A 15,745-nucleotide genomic window follows, 5' to 3' on the forward strand; every position below is an offset into this window, starting at 1 on the left:
CGATTATGCGCAGGGTGATTTTTAATCAAAAAGGCGGTGTCGGTAAATCCACCATTACTTGCAATCTGGCAGCCATCAGCGCCATAGAAGGCAAAAAAACCCTGGTAATCGACCTGGATGTACAAGGCAATTCCACTCAATATCTCTTGGGTGGAAAAATTTCAGACTCCGAAAAAACCATTGCCCACTTCTTTAAAGACAGCCTGGGTGTAGGCTTATTTGGTGGTGGCAGAGAGGGGCTGGAATCAGCCATTCATGCAACGCCGTTTCCTAACTTATTTGTATTACCCTCGCATCCTGATTTAGAAGGCCTACAAAGTCGGCTGGAATCGCGTCACAAAATCTACAAATTAAAAGAGGCATTGGAAAAGCTCGAAGGTTTCGAATATATCTATATTGATACGCCACCCATTCTAAATTTTTACAGCCTGTCAGCTTTAATCGCGGCAGAAAAATGCCTGATTCCATTCGACTGCGATACCTTTGCCCGTGAAGCCTTATATACACTGATGCGCTCGATTGCAGAAGTAAAAGCCGATCACAATCCTAACCTGGAAGTTGAAGGCGTCGTAGTCAATCAATATCAAAAACAGGCCAACCTACCTCGTCAGCTGGTTGATGAATTAATTGCAGAAGGTTTGCCGGTTTTAGAAACAAAAATATCCACATCGGTAAAAGTCAGGGAATCTCACACTGACGCAAAACCTTTAGTGCATTACGCGCCTACGCACAAATTAACTGAGGAATATCGCGCCTTGCATTTGGAAATACATCAATAGTTTCAGTTAAAAGACTGATAGCTTTCAGTCTTTTTATTCCAAACCTTAATTGGCTTTATCGACATTTATTAGCATGTTTGCTCAGCAGATTTAATCACGTCAGCACAATACTCTGCCTGAACGGCCTAAAAATCACTTCCGATTAAGTGGTTACAGCCAGACCCTGACAACCTTACGTATAATTGACAGAAATTCTTTGGACTACTGAGTAAAACCACATGAGTGATTCCATGCGCCTAGGACAGGCGGCAATTCAGAACAAAAACCTCCCCGAAGCGATTATCTATTTTAGCCAGGCACTAAAAGAAAGCCCTAAAGACCCGCAAATACTGGCTTGCCTGGGACAAGCCTTTTGCTGGCAAGGCAATCTTGATGAAGGCCTGGTTTATCTGCGCCAATCCGGACAAGTGTTGGCCAAAAAAGCCCGTAAAAGTCGTGACGTCAAACTGGTAGTGGATTTGGCAGATCAATTGCAGCATTGGAACGACTATCCGGGTTCCGCAGAATTATGTAAACAGGCCACACAAATCAACCCGCAGTATGCCCGTGGCTTTCAGCTGCTGGCTTTATCGCATTTGCGTTTGAATCAAAAAAAACCGGCATTGGCCGCAGGTAAACAGGCTTTAAAGCTGGCACCGGACAGTGCCATGCTGAACATTCTGGTCGCCACCCTGGAAATCACCAACGGCCAATCGGAAAGCGCCCGGCAAAAGCTGGAAAAAGCCTTGCAAAACCCCTTACTGACCCCGGAAGAGAAATTTCGCGCCCACAAAGAACTCGCGCGGGTGCTGGATAAATTGGGGCTATACGAACAAGTATTCAGCCATTTGCATGCTGCTGGCGAAGTATCGCCGCGATTACCTGAAGTCCAGCGGCAAGATGTAGCAATGGTACCCGGCATGTTGGAAACTTACAAAGCTGAGTTCGACAGCGAATTACTGGGCCGCTGGGCCAATACGACATTTCCGGCCGACCAACCAGCACCGGTGTTTTTGCTAGGGTTCATGCGCACCGGCACCACGCTAACACAAGAGGTTTTAGCTGCTCATCCTACAGTATTTGTAGCCGACGAGACCGATCTGATCATGTCGGTCGTGCAAGAATTAAAGCGCATGTTCAATCAGCGGGGTAGCGTACCCGATATGCTTAGGCAACTGGATTTGGATGGCGTACTGCACTTGCGGACCTTCTATTGGCAACGGACCAAGGCTTTATTCGGCGATAAAATTGCCGGCAAACTGTTTTTGGACAAAACCACCATGAACAGCATCGATATCGGCCTGATCAACTGCTTGTTTCCGGATGCCAAACTGGTGTTTTTGTTGCGAGACCCACGGGATGTGTGTTTGAGCTGTTTCATGCAAACCATGATACCGACACCCTCTACCGTGCATTTATTAACCTGGCAAAACACCGCCAGGTTTTATGCTCAAATCATGGACTGGTGGGCGGTCGTTAAACCCAAACTCAACATGCAGTTTATCGAGTTTCGCTACGAAGATGCGGTTTTCGAATTTGAACCGGCGTTTCGCAAAGTATTCGATTTCCTGGGATTAACCTGGGATCCCAAGGTAGCCGATTTTCACAAAAACGTCGCCGGTAAAGTCATCGCCAGCCCAAGCTTTAGTCAAGTTGCGCAGCCTTTGTATTCATCATCGGTAGGCCGTTGGCAACATTATGCACAGGAGTACGAGGCAATAGCAGAGACGCTTAAACCCTATTTAGACGCTTACGGCTATCAAAATAGTTAGCTATAAGATTTATTCAGCCTAGGTAGCCCGGATGAAGCATAGCGGAATCCGGGATTTGCAAACCCACCTCAAGCATACGCAATAACCACTCGCTCTCCATATGAGTCATTTGCCGCACGTTATGTTTGCCTTATTGTTTATGACACTCACCGTTTATATGTTGGATCGCCGGACAATCGACGGATACATCATTGCCGGTATGGTGTTCATTGTCGCAGGCTCATCAGTCGAGTTCTGGTGGCCGGGCCTCGCTATCGGGATCGCAGCCTGGTCATACTGCAAAACACCCAGCCTAAGCGCTATCTTTATTGCCATAGCGGCTCTTGCCGCTATGCGAATCATTAATGGGAATGACTGGGCATTAACCGTTATTCCCATAGCCTTGCTTGGCTGTTTCGTGACCGTACCAATGCCACGATACCAATGGGCGTTTTATATTTTCTATCCACTCCATTTATCCGTGCTATGGGCGATTACCAAGGCAGGAACCGCCACCATTTAATCTACCAAGGAGAACAGATTATGTGTAAAACACGCCTATTAACGCCATGAATAAAGATCAAAAAACCATACAGCCAGAAAGCGTGACTCACCAACAACAGTCAATAGAGCTAATGCAGTCGCAATTGATATTGTCCTTATTTCCGGGTATCGATCTGTTGGGCAAAGGATTTGAGTATGTTGTTTTTGCGGCCTATGGCAAACTTCCCAATATTTTCATGTTCCAAAGGGGAAGCAAAACAACCGATCAATTAGGCAAAAAGCTTCTAATGAATTATCAGGGAGAAAGTAAGATTCCGGCAGTAATCTATCGGGATATTGTCACTACGTGCGCCCAATGCTGCACAGATCCATTGTTAAATCGAAAATTAATGCTTGAATTCGGTGGACGACATAAACAATACTTCGGGGAAATGGGAAAGGAGTTTCGCACATGGCGATAAATACCCGGAAGTTGCGGGGGAATGAGTTAATGGCCGCTGTTTCGGCGCGGTATTAACGGTTTCATTTGGGCCCCAATACCCCAAAAACTTTAGTTGTAACGGGTCGAGTAGCACAAGGGAATTACACACCAGGCAGTGATAATGGGGTTTATCACTCACCAGAAAACCGGCTAAAATGCACCGGACTCGACATGTTTAATCAAAAAGATTATATTCGATTGGTCATGATTAAATTAGAAAGGAATTGCCATGAGCAACCGTGTCGTCACCGCCCATATTCCCAACGAACTTGCTGAGCAAGTGGATCAATTAGCGGCGCGGCTTGATCGCCCTAAAGGCTGGATCATCCGACAGGCTTTAACGTCTTGGGTTGAGCTAGAAGCTAAACGCCATCAATTAACACTGGATGGTCTGGCAGATGTTGATGTAGGTCGGGTGATTGATCACGCATCCGTTGCAGCCTGGGCAAAAAGCCTCGATCAACCGGTATAAACACCATGGTGCTTCAATGGACGACGAGCGCCAACCGTGATTTGGTCAGACTTCATGCTTTTCTTAATCCGCTTGCCCCTCGCACCGCCGCCCAAATCGTGCAGCAACTGGTAGCCGCAGCTGAACAACTCTTGACTTATCCGCAGCTTGGCGAGCGCATTACGGCGTTCGCACCGCGCGATGTGCGCCGACTGATTGTTGGCGACTATGAGCTCCGATACGAGCTTGCCGATACAACAATCACTATTTTGCGTCTCTGGCATTGTCGGGAAGATCGATGAGCAATATTTCACAGCGGCTTGCCACGCTCCCTAATCGCTCCGGACATGGGGATATTTTGGAAAAATAACCTTTGAGAATAGCCGCCCTTCCGCAATAGCCATGAAGCGTTTATTTAACAATTCTGCATAACGGAACGCTTGCTTACGTCAGGTAACGCCCATGTCAAATCAAAAAGTTAACGCATCATCGATTGCGACCTGTCCCCGCCTGATAACCGCCGCCGGTGACCAGGCGCACCGCCGTTTTCTGGAATTTTTCGCGGCCAATATCCGCAACCCGCACACACGACGAGCCTATGGTCGCGCCGTCACGGAATTTCTCGATTGGTCTGAGGTGGCGATGGGTGTCGTCTCGATCATTGAGGTGCAGCCTCTGCATGTTGCCAGCTGGGTCGAAAGTAAAACTCGCCAGGTCTCCGCCCCAACGGTCAAGCAACAGCTAGCCGCCGTCCGCCATTGTTTCGACTGGCTGGTGACCGGATAGGTGATGTCGCATAATCCCGCCGCCTCGGTGCGCGGTCCGGCGCATCGGGTACAAGTCGGCAAGACGCCAGTGCTGGATAGCGAGGACGCCCGCCGCTTGTTGGACAGCATCGATACCGGCACACTTGTTAGTCTGCGCGACCGGGCCCTGATTTCGCTGATGATCTATTCCTTCGCCCCCATCGGCGCGGCCTTGGGCATGAAGGTCGAGGACGTCTACACGCAAAGCCGCCGCCTGTGGGTGCGGTTGCGTGAGAAAAGCGATAAAGGCCATGAAATGCCTTGCCACCATCACCTTGGGGGGGGCTTTTTCACCTCCTTTAATTGAAGATCGTTGGGCGGCCCATATCTCTCATACACAATTGCCTTCATACGCCACTCTCCAGGGTTGCTTGATCTGCGGTCTCTCGGGTTTCCAACGTGAAGCTAAGCCGACCGGCGAAGCGGAACCGGCGCTATATTGGACATTTCTTTAGCATTTGCCAGCAGCTCTTAGTAGTGCATTGCAATTGGCATTATTCGTTTTTCCAACGTTGCTTGATCCTTTGGTAAAATCCGTACACATAGCATCTGCCCCACTTGCCATACCCCAAGTCGCCACTTTGCCGAATCCAGATGGTTCTAAAATTTCACATTTAAAAGTGGCTCCATCCTCAGTTTTAACGGTGTACTGCATTCCGTTATAACCTGCTGGTGCTTCTGTTACCTGTGAATTAGTTATTTTAAAATTGCCAATTTCACGGCCAATCGACATTGATATCTTCTTTTCGGCTTTGTTAGTTCCTTCAGCCAAAGTGTTATTTGAAGTTGTAGCGCATCCATAAAGAAACAATAAAAGGGTTGCCGCAAGAAATTTTTGTGTCATTTTTGAATCTCCGTCGCTCCGAGTTAACGAAATGCAGGGCATAGGAGCGTAAAATACGCCCAACGTTTGAAAAAGCTTGGCGGCTAAAAGCGCAGCTTATTGGCTGTCCGCTTGATTGATGGGTTTGGAATGAAAGTTATGTTCATTTGACTTGGTCTCTATTTTGACGATACAGCGATAGAGCCTCATGAATCACAGAGATAACCGCTTCCGGTTTTTCTAGTGGTATGGCGTGGCCGCTATCAACCCATATTTGTTTAGACCCTGAGTAAAGCCGTGCAATATCCTTCCGCTTCTCGTTTGCATCATAAGCCAGCATAGATTCTTCCTGCTCTAATGGTTTGGAGGCGCTGAGAACGAACACGGGTTTGTTCGATAAGGTTGGAAGGCTTAGCACTTGCTTTCCAGTTTGCGTCAGCAAATCAAGTTCACCCTTTGCGGCACCGGTCACCAAAACGCCAAGCAATCCACGAACAAAGAATGACTGTTTATCCAAGGAGCCTTCGCCATCCAGCTGTTGCGGATGCGTTGAGTCCACCAGCACCAATGCGGCGACTTCATCGGGATATTGGCGGGCAAAGAGTTGCATGTATAGCCCCCCGAGTGAATGTCCAACCAAAATATAGGGTGGGTTGAGGGCTTTGGCTCGAAGAAGAACCCTCAATTCATCCACGATATGTGCGCCGTCACGCGGGGTAGATACCGGATCGCTATCACCAAGACCGGGACGGTTATAGGCGAATGTCGATGCATCTTTCGAGATTTCAGGCAATACCTCTTTCCACCATTCCATTCTTCCGCCGAGTCCATTTTCAAAAACAACGGGGATCGTGTCATGTCGAGTCAATGCAAATTCGATATTTCTATTGCCAACTCTCTCAGATGTCGAATTCGGTAGCGACGCACAACCGGAAAGCAAGGCAAGTATCAGCACTGAAATGGCTTTGGTGAATAGCTTGGTTTGGTAGTTCATCAATTGGATATTCCCTTTAAAACTGGGGCCTATAACATCCTTTTGGACCCGTGTACGATTATGCACCGCTAAATCGATTTGGCTCATTGCAGGCAGCTTTTTAGTTGCACACTGAATACGTCATTATGTAATCATCGTATTTTTCAGAACACGTTCTCATCACCATACTCATGATGACTTTTATATTTAATAGTGTTCTCAAGTGTTCACCTTTTTTGGATTGTGTGGATTCGTCGCACGGGTAATAATCAAGCGGATCTGCCGAATGCGCGTTTGATGCTTTCCGCTTTTGTCATTGCATACGTTCATCAAAACACTCACAACCGAAATTGCGGATCACGTACACGGCGGTTCGAAGCTTCATACGAACCGTTCCACCAAGTCGGGTAGCCCATTTGCGTAAATACCTTCGCAGGCAAGCTCAGTAATAAAGGGTGGACAAAAAAACTGATCACCTGATTATTTGGATTGCTAATTGACATCTATGAACGCTTGATTGTTTCGGACATCGCATTTGAGCAAATAGGTTTGTCCTGCTTGTAGCGTTAGTGTTTTCTTGGGCCTATGACTCGAAAACCCTTTAAAGCAATAGACTTGAACTTCATACTCTCCTGGCAAGACATGAATTTCGCTGGGGTAGTCCGTAAAACCAGGCAACCCGAAATTCTTTTCTTCGTCTGAGCCGTTGGATTCAATTTTGGTATAGCCGGTAATGGTTGCGTGATATTCATCAGAAAAGGGGATTCCTACATAACTTTGGATCACCGCAATGTCGGTTTCTCCCAGGCTGACACCCGCATATTGTTTAGCTGGCGTCATAAAACCACATGAAAAGAGCAGAGACGTGACAATAATCGTAATTACATTTTTCATTGATTGTCCTGGTACTTGCCTAACGTGAAACTAAGGAGGCGCCATTTTTAGCGCGTCCTTCTTGACTGCTGTGTTTGGCTTGATGCGTATGCTGTACACCGACGGTGACACAAGCTTGTTAACCGCCTCGGCTTTGTCGGCACCGCAGCATCAAACCCACCAAGCCACTACCGAACAGCCAGATTGCGCCGGGTAATGGGACGGGGGCCGATGAATACGTCAGATTGTCAACAATAAACCCGTCGCTGGATTGGCCATGGAACTGGATTTTATCGACCAACCCAGCATAACCCGATGCTAGCCAGTAAATGTCGAGTGGTTGATTCTCGGCATCAAGCAGCTCGCTGTAGACCCGTTGCCCCTGGTAGAACAGCGAAAAGCTGACGTCGGTGTCGGAGCCCCAATAGTTGTAATAAAGGCCTTCAAAAATCACTGGGCCTTGATCGAATGTCAACTCGCCAGCACGCGTATGCAGCCGGTTCTCGCCCAATGCAGGGCCATGCGCTTCAAACTCCGAATAACTCGACACCTGACCAGCCATGGATTCCCAACCCGACAAACCGCCGTAACCGTTGACCAGATCCCAGTCGAAAATACCTTCGAAATCTACAACGGTACTCGTAGCATTCGCATCGGCCGCAGTCAATAGAGATGCTGCCAGTAAAGCTGTCTTTAAAATGTGTTTCATAACGATTCCTTAAAATTTAATGGAGAGGGTGTTAAGTCGGCAGAATTGTTGCCGTGCGGCGACGCTCCGAATACAGTGCGCTTAGCAGTGCGGAACCGAACAACCAGACTGCACTGGGGATAGGCACGGCGGCAACATCCCCATCGCGAACGGCCCACACATACTGAAGTTCTGTTTTGGGGTTATGTCCTTGAATGCCAAACGTGGTATTGAATTGCCAAGCCTTGTCTAAGTCTGGCGCATAAGGACTGCCTGACCAGTAATTGTAGGCACGCAAGTTTTTCACCAACCCCACATCTGCTTGATCAACCGCGAGGTTGCCATTGGCTATGCCAAAATCCGCCTGAAAATTACCCTGGCTGTCGTAAATACTCTTTAACCCAAGATTTACATAAAACATATAGGACAATTCTGATGTCGTCGTTTGAGTATTGTGGCCGCAGTCCGTGCCGCCATACGCAAAGTTGCATCCAGGGCTTCCGGTATCGGTGATAGTCGCCAAACGCCAATCATCAAACCCTCCCACCTGAAGGTTGTCCGCCCATTGCATAGCGTCTTGCCAAGATAACCGGCCAGTAGTGCTGTAACCATTGGTTTTCGCGTAATTGGCGTCCTGCAGCCAGGTTACGTTTAAAACCGTGTCGTAAAGCAGGCCGCCACCGCGGTCGATTAATGCGGCTTGCGAGTTCGATGCGTTAAGGCCAAGCAATAGTCCGGCGGCTAGGGTTGCATAGTGAGATTTCATGGAGTTTTCCTATTGAAAAGCGAGTTAAATAAAAATCGAAATACTATTTTCCTTAGTGGGTATTAATCTGCACGGCTTTGCGTTGGCGGTTACCAATTGTTTGGTTGATCGCACTTTACTAATGCTCCACCTCATCCCAATTTCATCTTGGCTGACCGGTTGTTAAATGGTTTGATCATTGTAAAAACACAGGTTTGCGAATTCACTTCAAATTCTTTCAACCGCCACCATGCATCTGCGGAAGAGAAAAAATTCTGCGAATGGCGATAATTCGACGACGAAATGCACTCAAAAAAATGCCGGAGGAGGCGATAATGCAAACATGAACACGGCTAACACTTTTTCCGAAGACACAACTGGAACCTGCGGCATCATGCAGGCCGCGCTGCGGCTCAATGTGCTGTATTGGCTTTGTATGTTTGTTGCGGACAGTATCCTGGGTTATTTCATCAACATCGACCCAGTCGAATCGGCCCCGCTTAAAGTCGTGCTATTCGGGATAAGCGGGGGGATGACCTACCTGATGGCGAGGTTGTTAATTCGACTGAGGCATAGACTGTCCTTTTTGCAAAAAGCGCTACTCTGCTTTCTGATGGCGGCAATCACCGCTCCGATCTATACAGCAATCGACTTCATCAACTACACTATTTGCCAATATCCTAAAGTCGTCGACTTCGATCCGACCTACTCTGGCTATACCTTGATTGAAGGGGCTTCCATGCTGTTTGGATGGAGCTGTTTATTTGTCGCAGTACTCGACAACTTTGAACTGGTCGAACGCCAACGACTCCTGGAAATTGCTCGTAAAGAAGCGCTTACCGCCCAATTGCAAGCACTCCGCTACCAGATCAATCCGCATTTTTTGTTCAACACACTCAATTCCATTGCCGGACTAATTGAAGAGGGCGCCGCCACGCGCGCGGAACGCATGGTGCTTTCGCTCTCCACCTTCATGCGCACCACACTTGCCCTCGATCCCATGCACGATGTATCGCTCGCCGACGAAATCGCCTTGCAGGAAGAGTATCTGGAGATCGAACGCGAGCGATTCGCCGACCGTATGTCGTTCAAAATCTCTGTTCCGGACGACTTGAAGTCCGCCCTTGTGCCCAGTCTCATTCTTCAGCCTCTGATTGAAAACTCAATCAAGCATGGCGTCGGTGCGACGGTTGGCCCCGTGGAAGTCACGCTCCGCGCCTATCGTGAAGATAACCGGCTTCATGTTATTGTCGAAAACGATATGCCGCGTGACGATGCATCCGCCAATTCCCGCCCAGGCATAGGCGTGGGTCTGCGCAACGTGGATGAGCGTCTGCGGGTGCGCTTTCAGGATGCCGCCGGTTTTCTCGCAGGCCGAATATCCCCCAGCCGTTACAGGGCAGCCCTTATTCTGCCTTGGAGAACCGCATGAGTAGGGTTTCCTTTTCATATCGACACGAACTGCTGGCCAGACGGAGCCTCATACGGATTTTGCGCCATCTGGACTGGATCGGCCGAATCGAGGAAGCCACCGATGTCATGGAGGCGCGCGATAAGGAAGGCATACCCCCAAGGTTAGTCGAACAATGCGTTCGTTCTAACGAGCGAGGGCTGACTTGACCTTGAATTCGTTTGCAGGGTGCCGATCTGGGGAAGCCACGATGCAAAATACTCAAGAAAGATTATCGGCTCTCTGGTTATTTGTGGGGCTGAACATGGTGTTCGCGGACGTCGTGGGCTTCCTGGTTTCGGGGGGGGCTTGAAGCCATGTTATGGTTCACAAAACTGAAAAAGACTATACACATGCTGGAAGATATAAAAATCAACATAAAAGTGCAACTTACTGCTCTATGGACTGCGTTCATGTTTCTCTACATCTATGTCGATTATTTCCACTTGTATATGCCGGGTTCCATAAGAGATATTCTGGCAGGAAAAATGTTTGTATTTGACATTACACAAGTCGTTCTATTGACAGGACTGGCCTCGGTGACGATTCCAGCTCTAATGATTTTCCTCTCTGTTGCCTTGACAGCTCAAGTAAATCGCTGGACAAACATAATCGTAGCCACGGTTTATATCCCTTATACGTTTTTCAATTTGGTAGGTGAGGCTTGGATGCATATGGAGTTTGGCGCTGTTCTAGAAGTCGTTCTGCTTTCCCTGATTATCCGTTATGCGTGGAAATGGCCTCGCCAAGGTAGTGAACCATAACAACCGCTTCCACTGGACGGCGTCGCTGACGCGCCGGCCCCAGTGAAGAGTGCCGATGGCCATGAAACCCACAACAATAATTTTTCTAGCGTTTTCAGTTTTGCTGGAAATACCCATTGCAATGATTTACTTGGCACGCTTTGCGCCTTATCGGATAAATCGTTGGGTGAATATTGCCGCTGTCGCTGTTACGTTTTTATTTGTTCTGGGCGGGAGAACACTCATCCCTCTTATATTTTTTTTGCAGGTGTGGGGGAATTGGAATGTTATATATCGCATGGCTTGCTTGGAAATGGAAAATTAGCGAATAATTGGAGAATATGATGTCGTTGCGCAAAAAACAAAATGATCAGCTATTTATTTTTGGCACACTCTCGATCATCAGTAGTTATGCTTTGGCATGCCCGCCCGGATATTATCCAACCGGCGGAGGTCATGCTGGCTGGCACGCTTGTGCGCCAATGGATGGTGGCATTATCAATGAGTCGGAAAACGACAAACCAGCAGGAGAGCAATGTGAAGATCCTGGGGTGCCATTGCCAATGGGGCGATGGGGCAAGTTGTTTCCAAGGGGAGGCGAAGGCAATGTTGCCGCAAGAGGGCCAGATATTACTGAGGTTGAGCAAAGAGCAACGGAAAAATGTTCAGAATCTTTCAAATTTATTATTCGGCTTGTGGCCTGCCGGAGAGAAATTGATGCGTCAGCCTGAGTCGGACGACAAGTCTCTTGCCAGATGCAAGACTATTCAGTCTTTACAACTTCAGATCGAGGATGGAATACCTCCTCGTGAATCCCTCTTTAGAGAGGCATTCAGGCTGGGAGTAAGCTACCTGCTCCTGGCCACTTTATTCTTCAGCCTGTCTTCATATATTCCTAACCCGGAATCATACCAACACGTCCCAGCGGGCTTCGTCGATCATTCTGCGCTGGTCGAAATTGTGTTCGGACTTACATCTTTTTTCATCATGTCGATTGCAGTCTGGCGCCTGCGAAAAAACAAGATGATTCACAACATCATAATATGCTTCCTTATATCCGCCATTGTTTCCATTGCGGATTTCATCCTCACACAAGAGTTTTACAAAATGCTCTACGCCCCCAATAACCTGAATTTTTCATTGATTGACAACATCATGGAATTGTTTATGTGCTGGGCTATGTTCTTTGGCTGGTCCAGCGTGTTTCTTACACTTTTGTACAGCTTTGATGTCAGAGACCGGGAACGCCAATTGGCTGCAGTTCGGGAAGAAGCACTTTCCGCGCAAATGAAAGCGCTGCGTTACCAGATCAATCCGCATTTCCTGTTCAACACACTCAACTCCATTGCCGGTCTGATCGAGGAAGGCGCCGCCACGCGCGCAGAACGCATGGTACTGTCGCTGTCGACCTTCATGCGCACAACACTCTCACTCGACCCCATGAATGATGTATCTTTCGCCGACGAAATCGCCCTTCAGGAAGAGTATCTAGAGATCGAACGCGAGCGATTTTCCGACCGTATGACCTTCAAAGTCGACATACCGGATAACGTACACAACGCGCTTGTGCCCAGCCTCATCCTCCAACCCTTGATTGAAAATGCCATTAAGCACGGCGTCGGCACCACAGCCGGCCCTGTCGAGATCGTGCTCAGCGCCTACCGCACCGCCGACCGTCTGCATATCACCGTAGAAAACGACATGCCGCGCGATGGCACAGAAGAAAATCGCCGTCCGGGTATGGGTGTCGGGCTGCGCAACGTCGAAGAGCGCTTGCGTGCCAGATTTCAAGAAGATGCGCGCTTTCTAGCCAGCTGTGCTTCACCCGGCCGCTACCGCGTCGCGATGGATCTGCCCTGGAGGCAAATATGACAGGATTCATCGTTCTTGTTGTGGATGACGAACCCCTCGCCCGGCGCAGGCTGGTTCGGTTATTGAGCAAACTGGATTGGGTCGGCCAGATCGAACAAGCGGCCGACGTGGAGGAGGCACGCCGTAAAACGCTCGAGCTACAACCTGACATCCTGCTTCTGGATATCCTGATGCCCGGCGGCAGCGGTTTCGACGTATTGGAACAATTAGGCCCGGAACCGCCCATCGTCGTCTTCGTCACCGCATTCGATCACCACGCGTTACGCGCATTCGAAGCCAATGCGGTCGACTACCTCACCAAACCCATCGAACCCGGCCGTTTTGAGCTGGCAATGGATCGGGCAAAATCGGCCGTCGCCGCGCGCAATCAAACTGATCGTGTCGCCGAATTGCAAGAAACTATCGCCACCCTCAAACGCGCCCTGCGCGAACAACCCAAGCAAAACCACGAATTCTGGATCAAGGTCCGTGGGGAACATATCCGCATTACCCAAGACAGGATCACTCGTATTCAGGCCGAGCGCGATTATGTGCGTATTCATGTCGACGGGGCGGAATACCTCTACCACGAAACGCTGACCGAACTGGAGCAACGCCTATGTCCCGAAGACTTCATTCGCATCCACCGCAGCGCCATATTACGACGCAACGCCATCGCCCGCATCAAACAAGCACCATTCGCCGCCATGATCGCCGTCATGAAAGACGGTGCCGAAGTTAGGATAGGCAGAACTTACGCCGCCGTGGTACGTAACCAGCTCACTAAAAATCGGGAAATTAATCATGCAACCGAATAAAGTTTCTAGAACGCGGTTTTTCCTTAGCACTCCAGAGGGATGCAAACCTCGTGAGGCTTCCAAAAAGACGCTTTGTCGGGTTCTTAAGCCAAACAAAATTGTTGGCGGCAATGAACCCGTCAGTAGTCATTGATCAATGAGCGTTCTGTGGCAGAAATCGGCCGGTGTGAGGCAGTGATAATAGCAATTTGCTCGCCGAGTAGCGGGCAGTCAAGAGTGATCATCGTCTAATCAGTGGCTAGTAAAGTGTGAAACCAGATCCTGTCTAAACGCTTGTTTTTATTATAACTTATGGCGGTAAATCTCGGCAATTTAACATAATAAACCTTATGCGAAGTTACAATGTTAATGCAATAGAGTAATGTCCTGTTTTAGCAACGTTGAAATATCCTAACCATGTCGCTCCCTAAAGTCGGCCTCAAAAATGTACGAAAACGGTGTCGCTATGCCTGTTTTGTTGCCAACATTTGGCCTTTGAGAAGCGATTAGATTTCTGTCTCTTTGCTGTCGATAATGTCATCAATTGACTGATCACTGATGCCGCTTTCCAAGCCTTCCCTGAGGGCCTCTTGAACCATTTTTAACTGTTCTTCGTAACGTAACGTATCAAACAGGCATTTTTGTTCTTCTGTCGGTGTTGCCCAAGGGTAACAAGGGATTTTCTTCTCTTTCACTCGATTAAGTGACATGATGCGCCGGCTCTGGTTCAAAGCTGATTTTAAGCCGTGATCCGGTCGCCTTGGCTATTTTTTCAAGGGTGCGCGTGGTGGGCATAACATGACCGCTTTCCAGCCTTGCGACAACAGATTGCTTGGTTTGCATCCGGTCGGCGAGCTCTTCTTGAGTTAGGCCAGCCCGTGAGCGAGCTTCAATGACAGCGCTTGCCAATGCGAATTCGTCTTCCAAAGCCTCATAAGCGGCGGAATAGTCGGGGTTTTTCAGCCATTTGTTGTGCAATTCATTGATCTTAGTCATTTTCAACCTCTTTCGCCCGTGTTAAAGCAATTTCTATCTCTCGGCGGGGTGTTTTTTCAGTTTTCTTGATAAAAACCCGCACGATCACCATCCGTTTTTTTCTGGCCGTCACATACATTGCCCGTGAAATCCCGTCCTTGCCTTTCAGCCGCATCTCCCATAACGGGCCTTCAAGATGCTTGATGTGCGGTTCGCGGACATTTTCAAGGCCAACGGTTGCGATCAGTTCCGCAATGCGGACTAACCGTGCGCGCATATCAACAGGGAGAGCCTCAATTTCTTCGTCCACAGTTGCATTGAGGGTTTCAATGGTCCATGTCATAGATTCAAATTATAGCAATTCTGCTATAATGTCAATTGCACTATTCTCCCCTACTCTTCCATCTCTGGGGTTGTAGGGTGACCGTAAGGATTCGTGCGATTTTGGGTAATAGTAGCCAAGTTCATGTGCTTTATGCTTCTACGATGCAAAACTATCATGTTTACTCTGTCGGAAAACAAGCGTATTCCGACAGGTCGATAATGGTTAGTCCCTTTGAACTCTGTCTATATGTTATCTGGCTGTTGCCAGTAATTAAGTGTTCTTTGGAACTCGGCTATCCAGAAAGCTTCACTGTCAGCCACGTTAAATCCAAGCTGTTCAGATATATCATAAAACCCATCTCCAGGCATCAGGTCACCAGTTGCGTGGACAACTAGAACAGTAATTAAAGGACGCCCATTTGTATGTTCGGCGATAACTATTTCTTCAAGGAAGCTGGATAAGCGGGGATCGTGCGCCCCAATTTGTATAGCAGTCAAGCTCTCAACTAACTCTGTGTACGATATGGTTTGATTATGGCGTCTCGCGGCACGATTTCGTAGCACATGAAGAGCCTCATCTTTTGCCGAATCCCATGCATTTTTGGGAAATCCATGCTGCATATTGTTCTCCTTCCTATAAGTTAGGGTGCCTTTGTAAACCTTCGATCCGTAAGTCAATCAGCACGTTGAATCGCTATCACATGAGTTTATCTGCTATTGCCCATTTTCGCACGAATCCTTGCGGTGACCCT

24 protein-coding genes are annotated in these 15,745 nt (G+C 48.4%); 15 read left to right on the forward strand and 9 right to left on the reverse strand.

Annotation, left to right across the window (positions count from 1 at the left end):
- The first annotated feature begins 5 nt into the window (after nucleotides 1–5).
- The 8 genes from A1359_RS13980 (at nucleotide 6) to A1359_RS22845 (ending at nucleotide 5,058) form a co-directional block, all read left to right on the forward strand.
- On the forward strand, nucleotides 6–779 hold the full coding sequence (locus tag A1359_RS13980) for a ParA family protein (RefSeq protein WP_066984125.1): 774 nt from the start codon (nucleotides 6–8) through the stop codon (nucleotides 777–779).
- 218 nt (nucleotides 780–997) lie between these two features.
- Nucleotides 998–2,530 carry a tetratricopeptide repeat-containing sulfotransferase family protein gene (locus A1359_RS13985; protein WP_232322250.1) on the forward strand — a complete coding sequence of 511 codons (1,533 nt, stop codon included), beginning with the start codon at nucleotides 998–1,000 and terminating at the stop codon, nucleotides 2,528–2,530.
- Between the two features lie 100 nt (nucleotides 2,531–2,630).
- Complete coding sequence (locus A1359_RS13990; RefSeq protein ID WP_083960642.1) at nucleotides 2,631–3,032, forward strand: TraX family protein; 402 nt, start codon at nucleotides 2,631–2,633, stop codon at nucleotides 3,030–3,032.
- A 46-nt stretch (nucleotides 3,033–3,078) separates the two neighbouring features.
- Nucleotides 3,079–3,474 carry a hypothetical protein gene (locus A1359_RS13995; protein ID WP_066984134.1) on the forward strand — a complete coding sequence of 132 codons (396 nt, stop codon included), beginning with the start codon at nucleotides 3,079–3,081 and terminating at the stop codon, nucleotides 3,472–3,474.
- Between the two features lie 249 nt (nucleotides 3,475–3,723).
- Entirely contained in the window at nucleotides 3,724–3,966 is a 243-nt protein-coding gene (locus A1359_RS14000) for a CopG family ribbon-helix-helix protein (RefSeq protein WP_066984137.1), read from the forward strand.
- 5 nt (nucleotides 3,967–3,971) lie between these two features.
- On the forward strand, nucleotides 3,972–4,247 hold the full coding sequence (locus tag A1359_RS14005) for a type II toxin-antitoxin system RelE/ParE family toxin (protein ID WP_066984139.1): 276 nt from the start codon (nucleotides 3,972–3,974) through the stop codon (nucleotides 4,245–4,247).
- 160 nt (nucleotides 4,248–4,407) lie between these two features.
- A complete protein-coding gene (locus A1359_RS22840) occupies nucleotides 4,408–4,731 on the forward strand; it encodes a site-specific integrase (RefSeq protein WP_066984142.1) in 324 nt (107 codons plus the stop codon).
- Nucleotides 4,732–4,734: 3 nt separating this feature from the next.
- Nucleotides 4,735–5,058, forward strand: a complete 324-nt coding sequence (locus A1359_RS22845) for a site-specific integrase (protein ID WP_066984145.1) — start codon at nucleotides 4,735–4,737, stop codon at nucleotides 5,056–5,058.
- 144 nt (nucleotides 5,059–5,202) lie between these two features.
- Here A1359_RS22845 and A1359_RS14020 read toward each other — a convergent pair whose 3' ends face one another.
- From A1359_RS14020 to A1359_RS14040, 5 genes are all read right to left on the reverse strand, one after another.
- Nucleotides 5,203–5,595, reverse strand: a complete 393-nt coding sequence (locus tag A1359_RS14020; RefSeq protein WP_066984148.1) for a hypothetical protein — start codon at nucleotides 5,593–5,595, stop codon at nucleotides 5,203–5,205.
- A gap of 142 nt (nucleotides 5,596–5,737) precedes the next feature.
- Nucleotides 5,738–6,655: an alpha/beta fold hydrolase gene (locus tag A1359_RS14025; RefSeq protein ID WP_232322252.1), complete on the reverse strand. Its 918-nt coding sequence runs from the start codon at nucleotides 6,653–6,655 to the stop codon at nucleotides 5,738–5,740.
- Between the two features lie 384 nt (nucleotides 6,656–7,039).
- Nucleotides 7,040–7,441, reverse strand: coding sequence for a hypothetical protein (locus tag A1359_RS14030; RefSeq protein ID WP_066984151.1), 402 nt, complete (start codon nucleotides 7,439–7,441; stop codon nucleotides 7,040–7,042).
- 118 nt (nucleotides 7,442–7,559) lie between these two features.
- Nucleotides 7,560–8,129: a PEP-CTERM sorting domain-containing protein gene (locus tag A1359_RS14035; protein WP_066984154.1), complete on the reverse strand. Its 570-nt coding sequence runs from the start codon at nucleotides 8,127–8,129 to the stop codon at nucleotides 7,560–7,562.
- Between the two features lie 31 nt (nucleotides 8,130–8,160).
- A complete protein-coding gene (locus A1359_RS14040) occupies nucleotides 8,161–8,874 on the reverse strand; it encodes an Lcl domain-containing protein (RefSeq protein ID WP_066984157.1) in 714 nt (237 codons plus the stop codon).
- 322 nt (nucleotides 8,875–9,196) lie between these two features.
- On the opposite strand from A1359_RS14040, the gene A1359_RS14045 reads away from it, so the two are divergent.
- From A1359_RS14045 to A1359_RS14075, 7 genes are all read left to right on the forward strand, one after another.
- Nucleotides 9,197–10,285: a sensor histidine kinase gene (locus A1359_RS14045; RefSeq protein ID WP_066984160.1), complete on the forward strand. Its 1,089-nt coding sequence runs from the start codon at nucleotides 9,197–9,199 to the stop codon at nucleotides 10,283–10,285.
- On the forward strand, nucleotides 10,282–10,473 hold the full coding sequence (locus A1359_RS14050) for a hypothetical protein (protein WP_066984163.1): 192 nt from the start codon (nucleotides 10,282–10,284) through the stop codon (nucleotides 10,471–10,473). The genes A1359_RS14045 and A1359_RS14050 overlap by 4 nt, the downstream gene beginning before the upstream one ends.
- A 183-nt stretch (nucleotides 10,474–10,656) precedes the next feature.
- Nucleotides 10,657–11,067: a DUF6326 family protein gene (locus A1359_RS14055; RefSeq protein WP_198159364.1), complete on the forward strand. Its 411-nt coding sequence runs from the start codon at nucleotides 10,657–10,659 to the stop codon at nucleotides 11,065–11,067.
- Nucleotides 11,068–11,122: 55 nt separating this feature from the next.
- The gene (locus A1359_RS14060; RefSeq protein ID WP_157200554.1) at nucleotides 11,123–11,371 is read left to right on the forward strand and encodes a hypothetical protein; all 249 of its coding nucleotides are present in this window, start codon (nucleotides 11,123–11,125) and stop codon (nucleotides 11,369–11,371) included.
- 19 nt (nucleotides 11,372–11,390) lie between these two features.
- Nucleotides 11,391–11,777 carry a hypothetical protein gene (locus A1359_RS14065; protein ID WP_066984172.1) on the forward strand — a complete coding sequence of 129 codons (387 nt, stop codon included), beginning with the start codon at nucleotides 11,391–11,393 and terminating at the stop codon, nucleotides 11,775–11,777.
- Nucleotides 11,764–12,918 (forward strand): sensor histidine kinase, encoded by a 1,155-nt coding sequence (locus A1359_RS14070; RefSeq protein ID WP_198159365.1) that lies wholly within the window; start codon nucleotides 11,764–11,766, stop codon nucleotides 12,916–12,918. The genes A1359_RS14065 and A1359_RS14070 overlap by 14 nt, the downstream gene beginning before the upstream one ends.
- A complete protein-coding gene (locus tag A1359_RS14075) occupies nucleotides 12,915–13,715 on the forward strand; it encodes a LytR/AlgR family response regulator transcription factor (RefSeq protein ID WP_066984177.1) in 801 nt (266 codons plus the stop codon). Before A1359_RS14070 ends, A1359_RS14075 begins: the two co-directional genes overlap by 4 nt.
- A 485-nt stretch (nucleotides 13,716–14,200) precedes the next feature.
- On the opposite strand, the gene A1359_RS14080 is transcribed toward A1359_RS14075, so the two are convergent.
- From A1359_RS14080 to A1359_RS14095, 4 genes are all read right to left on the reverse strand, one after another.
- On the reverse strand, nucleotides 14,201–14,404 hold the full coding sequence (locus tag A1359_RS14080) for a hypothetical protein (protein WP_066984180.1): 204 nt from the start codon (nucleotides 14,402–14,404) through the stop codon (nucleotides 14,201–14,203).
- Complete coding sequence (locus A1359_RS14085) at nucleotides 14,394–14,690, reverse strand: helix-turn-helix domain-containing protein (RefSeq protein ID WP_066984183.1); 297 nt, start codon at nucleotides 14,688–14,690, stop codon at nucleotides 14,394–14,396. Before A1359_RS14085 ends, A1359_RS14080 begins: the two co-directional genes overlap by 11 nt.
- The gene (locus A1359_RS14090) at nucleotides 14,683–15,012 is read right to left on the reverse strand and encodes a type II toxin-antitoxin system RelE/ParE family toxin (protein WP_066984186.1); all 330 of its coding nucleotides are present in this window, start codon (nucleotides 15,010–15,012) and stop codon (nucleotides 14,683–14,685) included. Before A1359_RS14090 ends, A1359_RS14085 begins: the two co-directional genes overlap by 8 nt.
- A 224-nt stretch (nucleotides 15,013–15,236) precedes the next feature.
- Complete coding sequence (locus A1359_RS14095; protein WP_066984189.1) at nucleotides 15,237–15,614, reverse strand: hypothetical protein; 378 nt, start codon at nucleotides 15,612–15,614, stop codon at nucleotides 15,237–15,239.
- Nucleotides 15,615–15,745 lie beyond the last annotated feature (131 nt).

The organism is Methylomonas lenta, assembly GCF_001644015.1.
Lineage (GTDB): Bacteria > Pseudomonadota > Gammaproteobacteria > Methylococcales > Methylomonadaceae > Methylomonas > Methylomonas lenta.

Excerpts from the sequence above, each read along its gene's own strand:
- A1359_RS13980 (WP_066984125.1), top strand. The coding sequence starts at position 6 with ATGCGCAGGGTGATTTTTAATCAAAAAGGCGGTGTCGGTAAATCCACC.
- A1359_RS13985 (WP_232322250.1), top strand. The coding sequence starts at position 998 with ATGAGTGATTCCATGCGCCTAGGACAGGCGGCAATTCAGAACAAAAAC.
- A1359_RS13990 (WP_083960642.1), top strand. The coding sequence starts at position 2,631 with ATGAGTCATTTGCCGCACGTTATGTTTGCCTTATTGTTTATGACACTC.
- A1359_RS13995 (WP_066984134.1), top strand. The coding sequence starts at position 3,079 with ATGAATAAAGATCAAAAAACCATACAGCCAGAAAGCGTGACTCACCAA.
- A1359_RS14000 (WP_066984137.1), top strand. The coding sequence starts at position 3,724 with ATGAGCAACCGTGTCGTCACCGCCCATATTCCCAACGAACTTGCTGAG.
- A1359_RS14005 (WP_066984139.1), top strand. The coding sequence starts at position 3,972 with ATGGTGCTTCAATGGACGACGAGCGCCAACCGTGATTTGGTCAGACTT.
- A1359_RS22840 (WP_066984142.1), top strand. The coding sequence starts at position 4,408 with ATGTCAAATCAAAAAGTTAACGCATCATCGATTGCGACCTGTCCCCGC.
- A1359_RS22845 (WP_066984145.1), top strand. The coding sequence starts at position 4,735 with ATGTCGCATAATCCCGCCGCCTCGGTGCGCGGTCCGGCGCATCGGGTA.
- A1359_RS14020 (WP_066984148.1), bottom strand. The coding sequence starts at position 5,595 with ATGACACAAAAATTTCTTGCGGCAACCCTTTTATTGTTTCTTTATGGA.
- A1359_RS14025 (WP_232322252.1), bottom strand. The coding sequence starts at position 6,655 with ATGAGCCAAATCGATTTAGCGGTGCATAATCGTACACGGGTCCAAAAG.
- A1359_RS14030 (WP_066984151.1), bottom strand. The coding sequence starts at position 7,441 with ATGAAAAATGTAATTACGATTATTGTCACGTCTCTGCTCTTTTCATGT.
- A1359_RS14035 (WP_066984154.1), bottom strand. The coding sequence starts at position 8,129 with ATGAAACACATTTTAAAGACAGCTTTACTGGCAGCATCTCTATTGACT.
- A1359_RS14040 (WP_066984157.1), bottom strand. The coding sequence starts at position 8,874 with ATGAAATCTCACTATGCAACCCTAGCCGCCGGACTATTGCTTGGCCTT.
- A1359_RS14045 (WP_066984160.1), top strand. The coding sequence starts at position 9,197 with ATGAACACGGCTAACACTTTTTCCGAAGACACAACTGGAACCTGCGGC.
- A1359_RS14050 (WP_066984163.1), top strand. The coding sequence starts at position 10,282 with ATGAGTAGGGTTTCCTTTTCATATCGACACGAACTGCTGGCCAGACGG.
- A1359_RS14055 (WP_198159364.1), top strand. The coding sequence starts at position 10,657 with ATGCTGGAAGATATAAAAATCAACATAAAAGTGCAACTTACTGCTCTA.
- A1359_RS14060 (WP_157200554.1), top strand. The coding sequence starts at position 11,123 with ATGGCCATGAAACCCACAACAATAATTTTTCTAGCGTTTTCAGTTTTG.
- A1359_RS14065 (WP_066984172.1), top strand. The coding sequence starts at position 11,391 with ATGTCGTTGCGCAAAAAACAAAATGATCAGCTATTTATTTTTGGCACA.
- A1359_RS14070 (WP_198159365.1), top strand. The coding sequence starts at position 11,764 with ATGCGTCAGCCTGAGTCGGACGACAAGTCTCTTGCCAGATGCAAGACT.
- A1359_RS14075 (WP_066984177.1), top strand. The coding sequence starts at position 12,915 with ATGACAGGATTCATCGTTCTTGTTGTGGATGACGAACCCCTCGCCCGG.
- A1359_RS14080 (WP_066984180.1), bottom strand. The coding sequence starts at position 14,404 with ATGTCACTTAATCGAGTGAAAGAGAAGAAAATCCCTTGTTACCCTTGG.
- A1359_RS14085 (WP_066984183.1), bottom strand. The coding sequence starts at position 14,690 with ATGACTAAGATCAATGAATTGCACAACAAATGGCTGAAAAACCCCGAC.
- A1359_RS14090 (WP_066984186.1), bottom strand. The coding sequence starts at position 15,012 with ATGACATGGACCATTGAAACCCTCAATGCAACTGTGGACGAAGAAATT.
- A1359_RS14095 (WP_066984189.1), bottom strand. The coding sequence starts at position 15,614 with ATGCAGCATGGATTTCCCAAAAATGCATGGGATTCGGCAAAAGATGAG.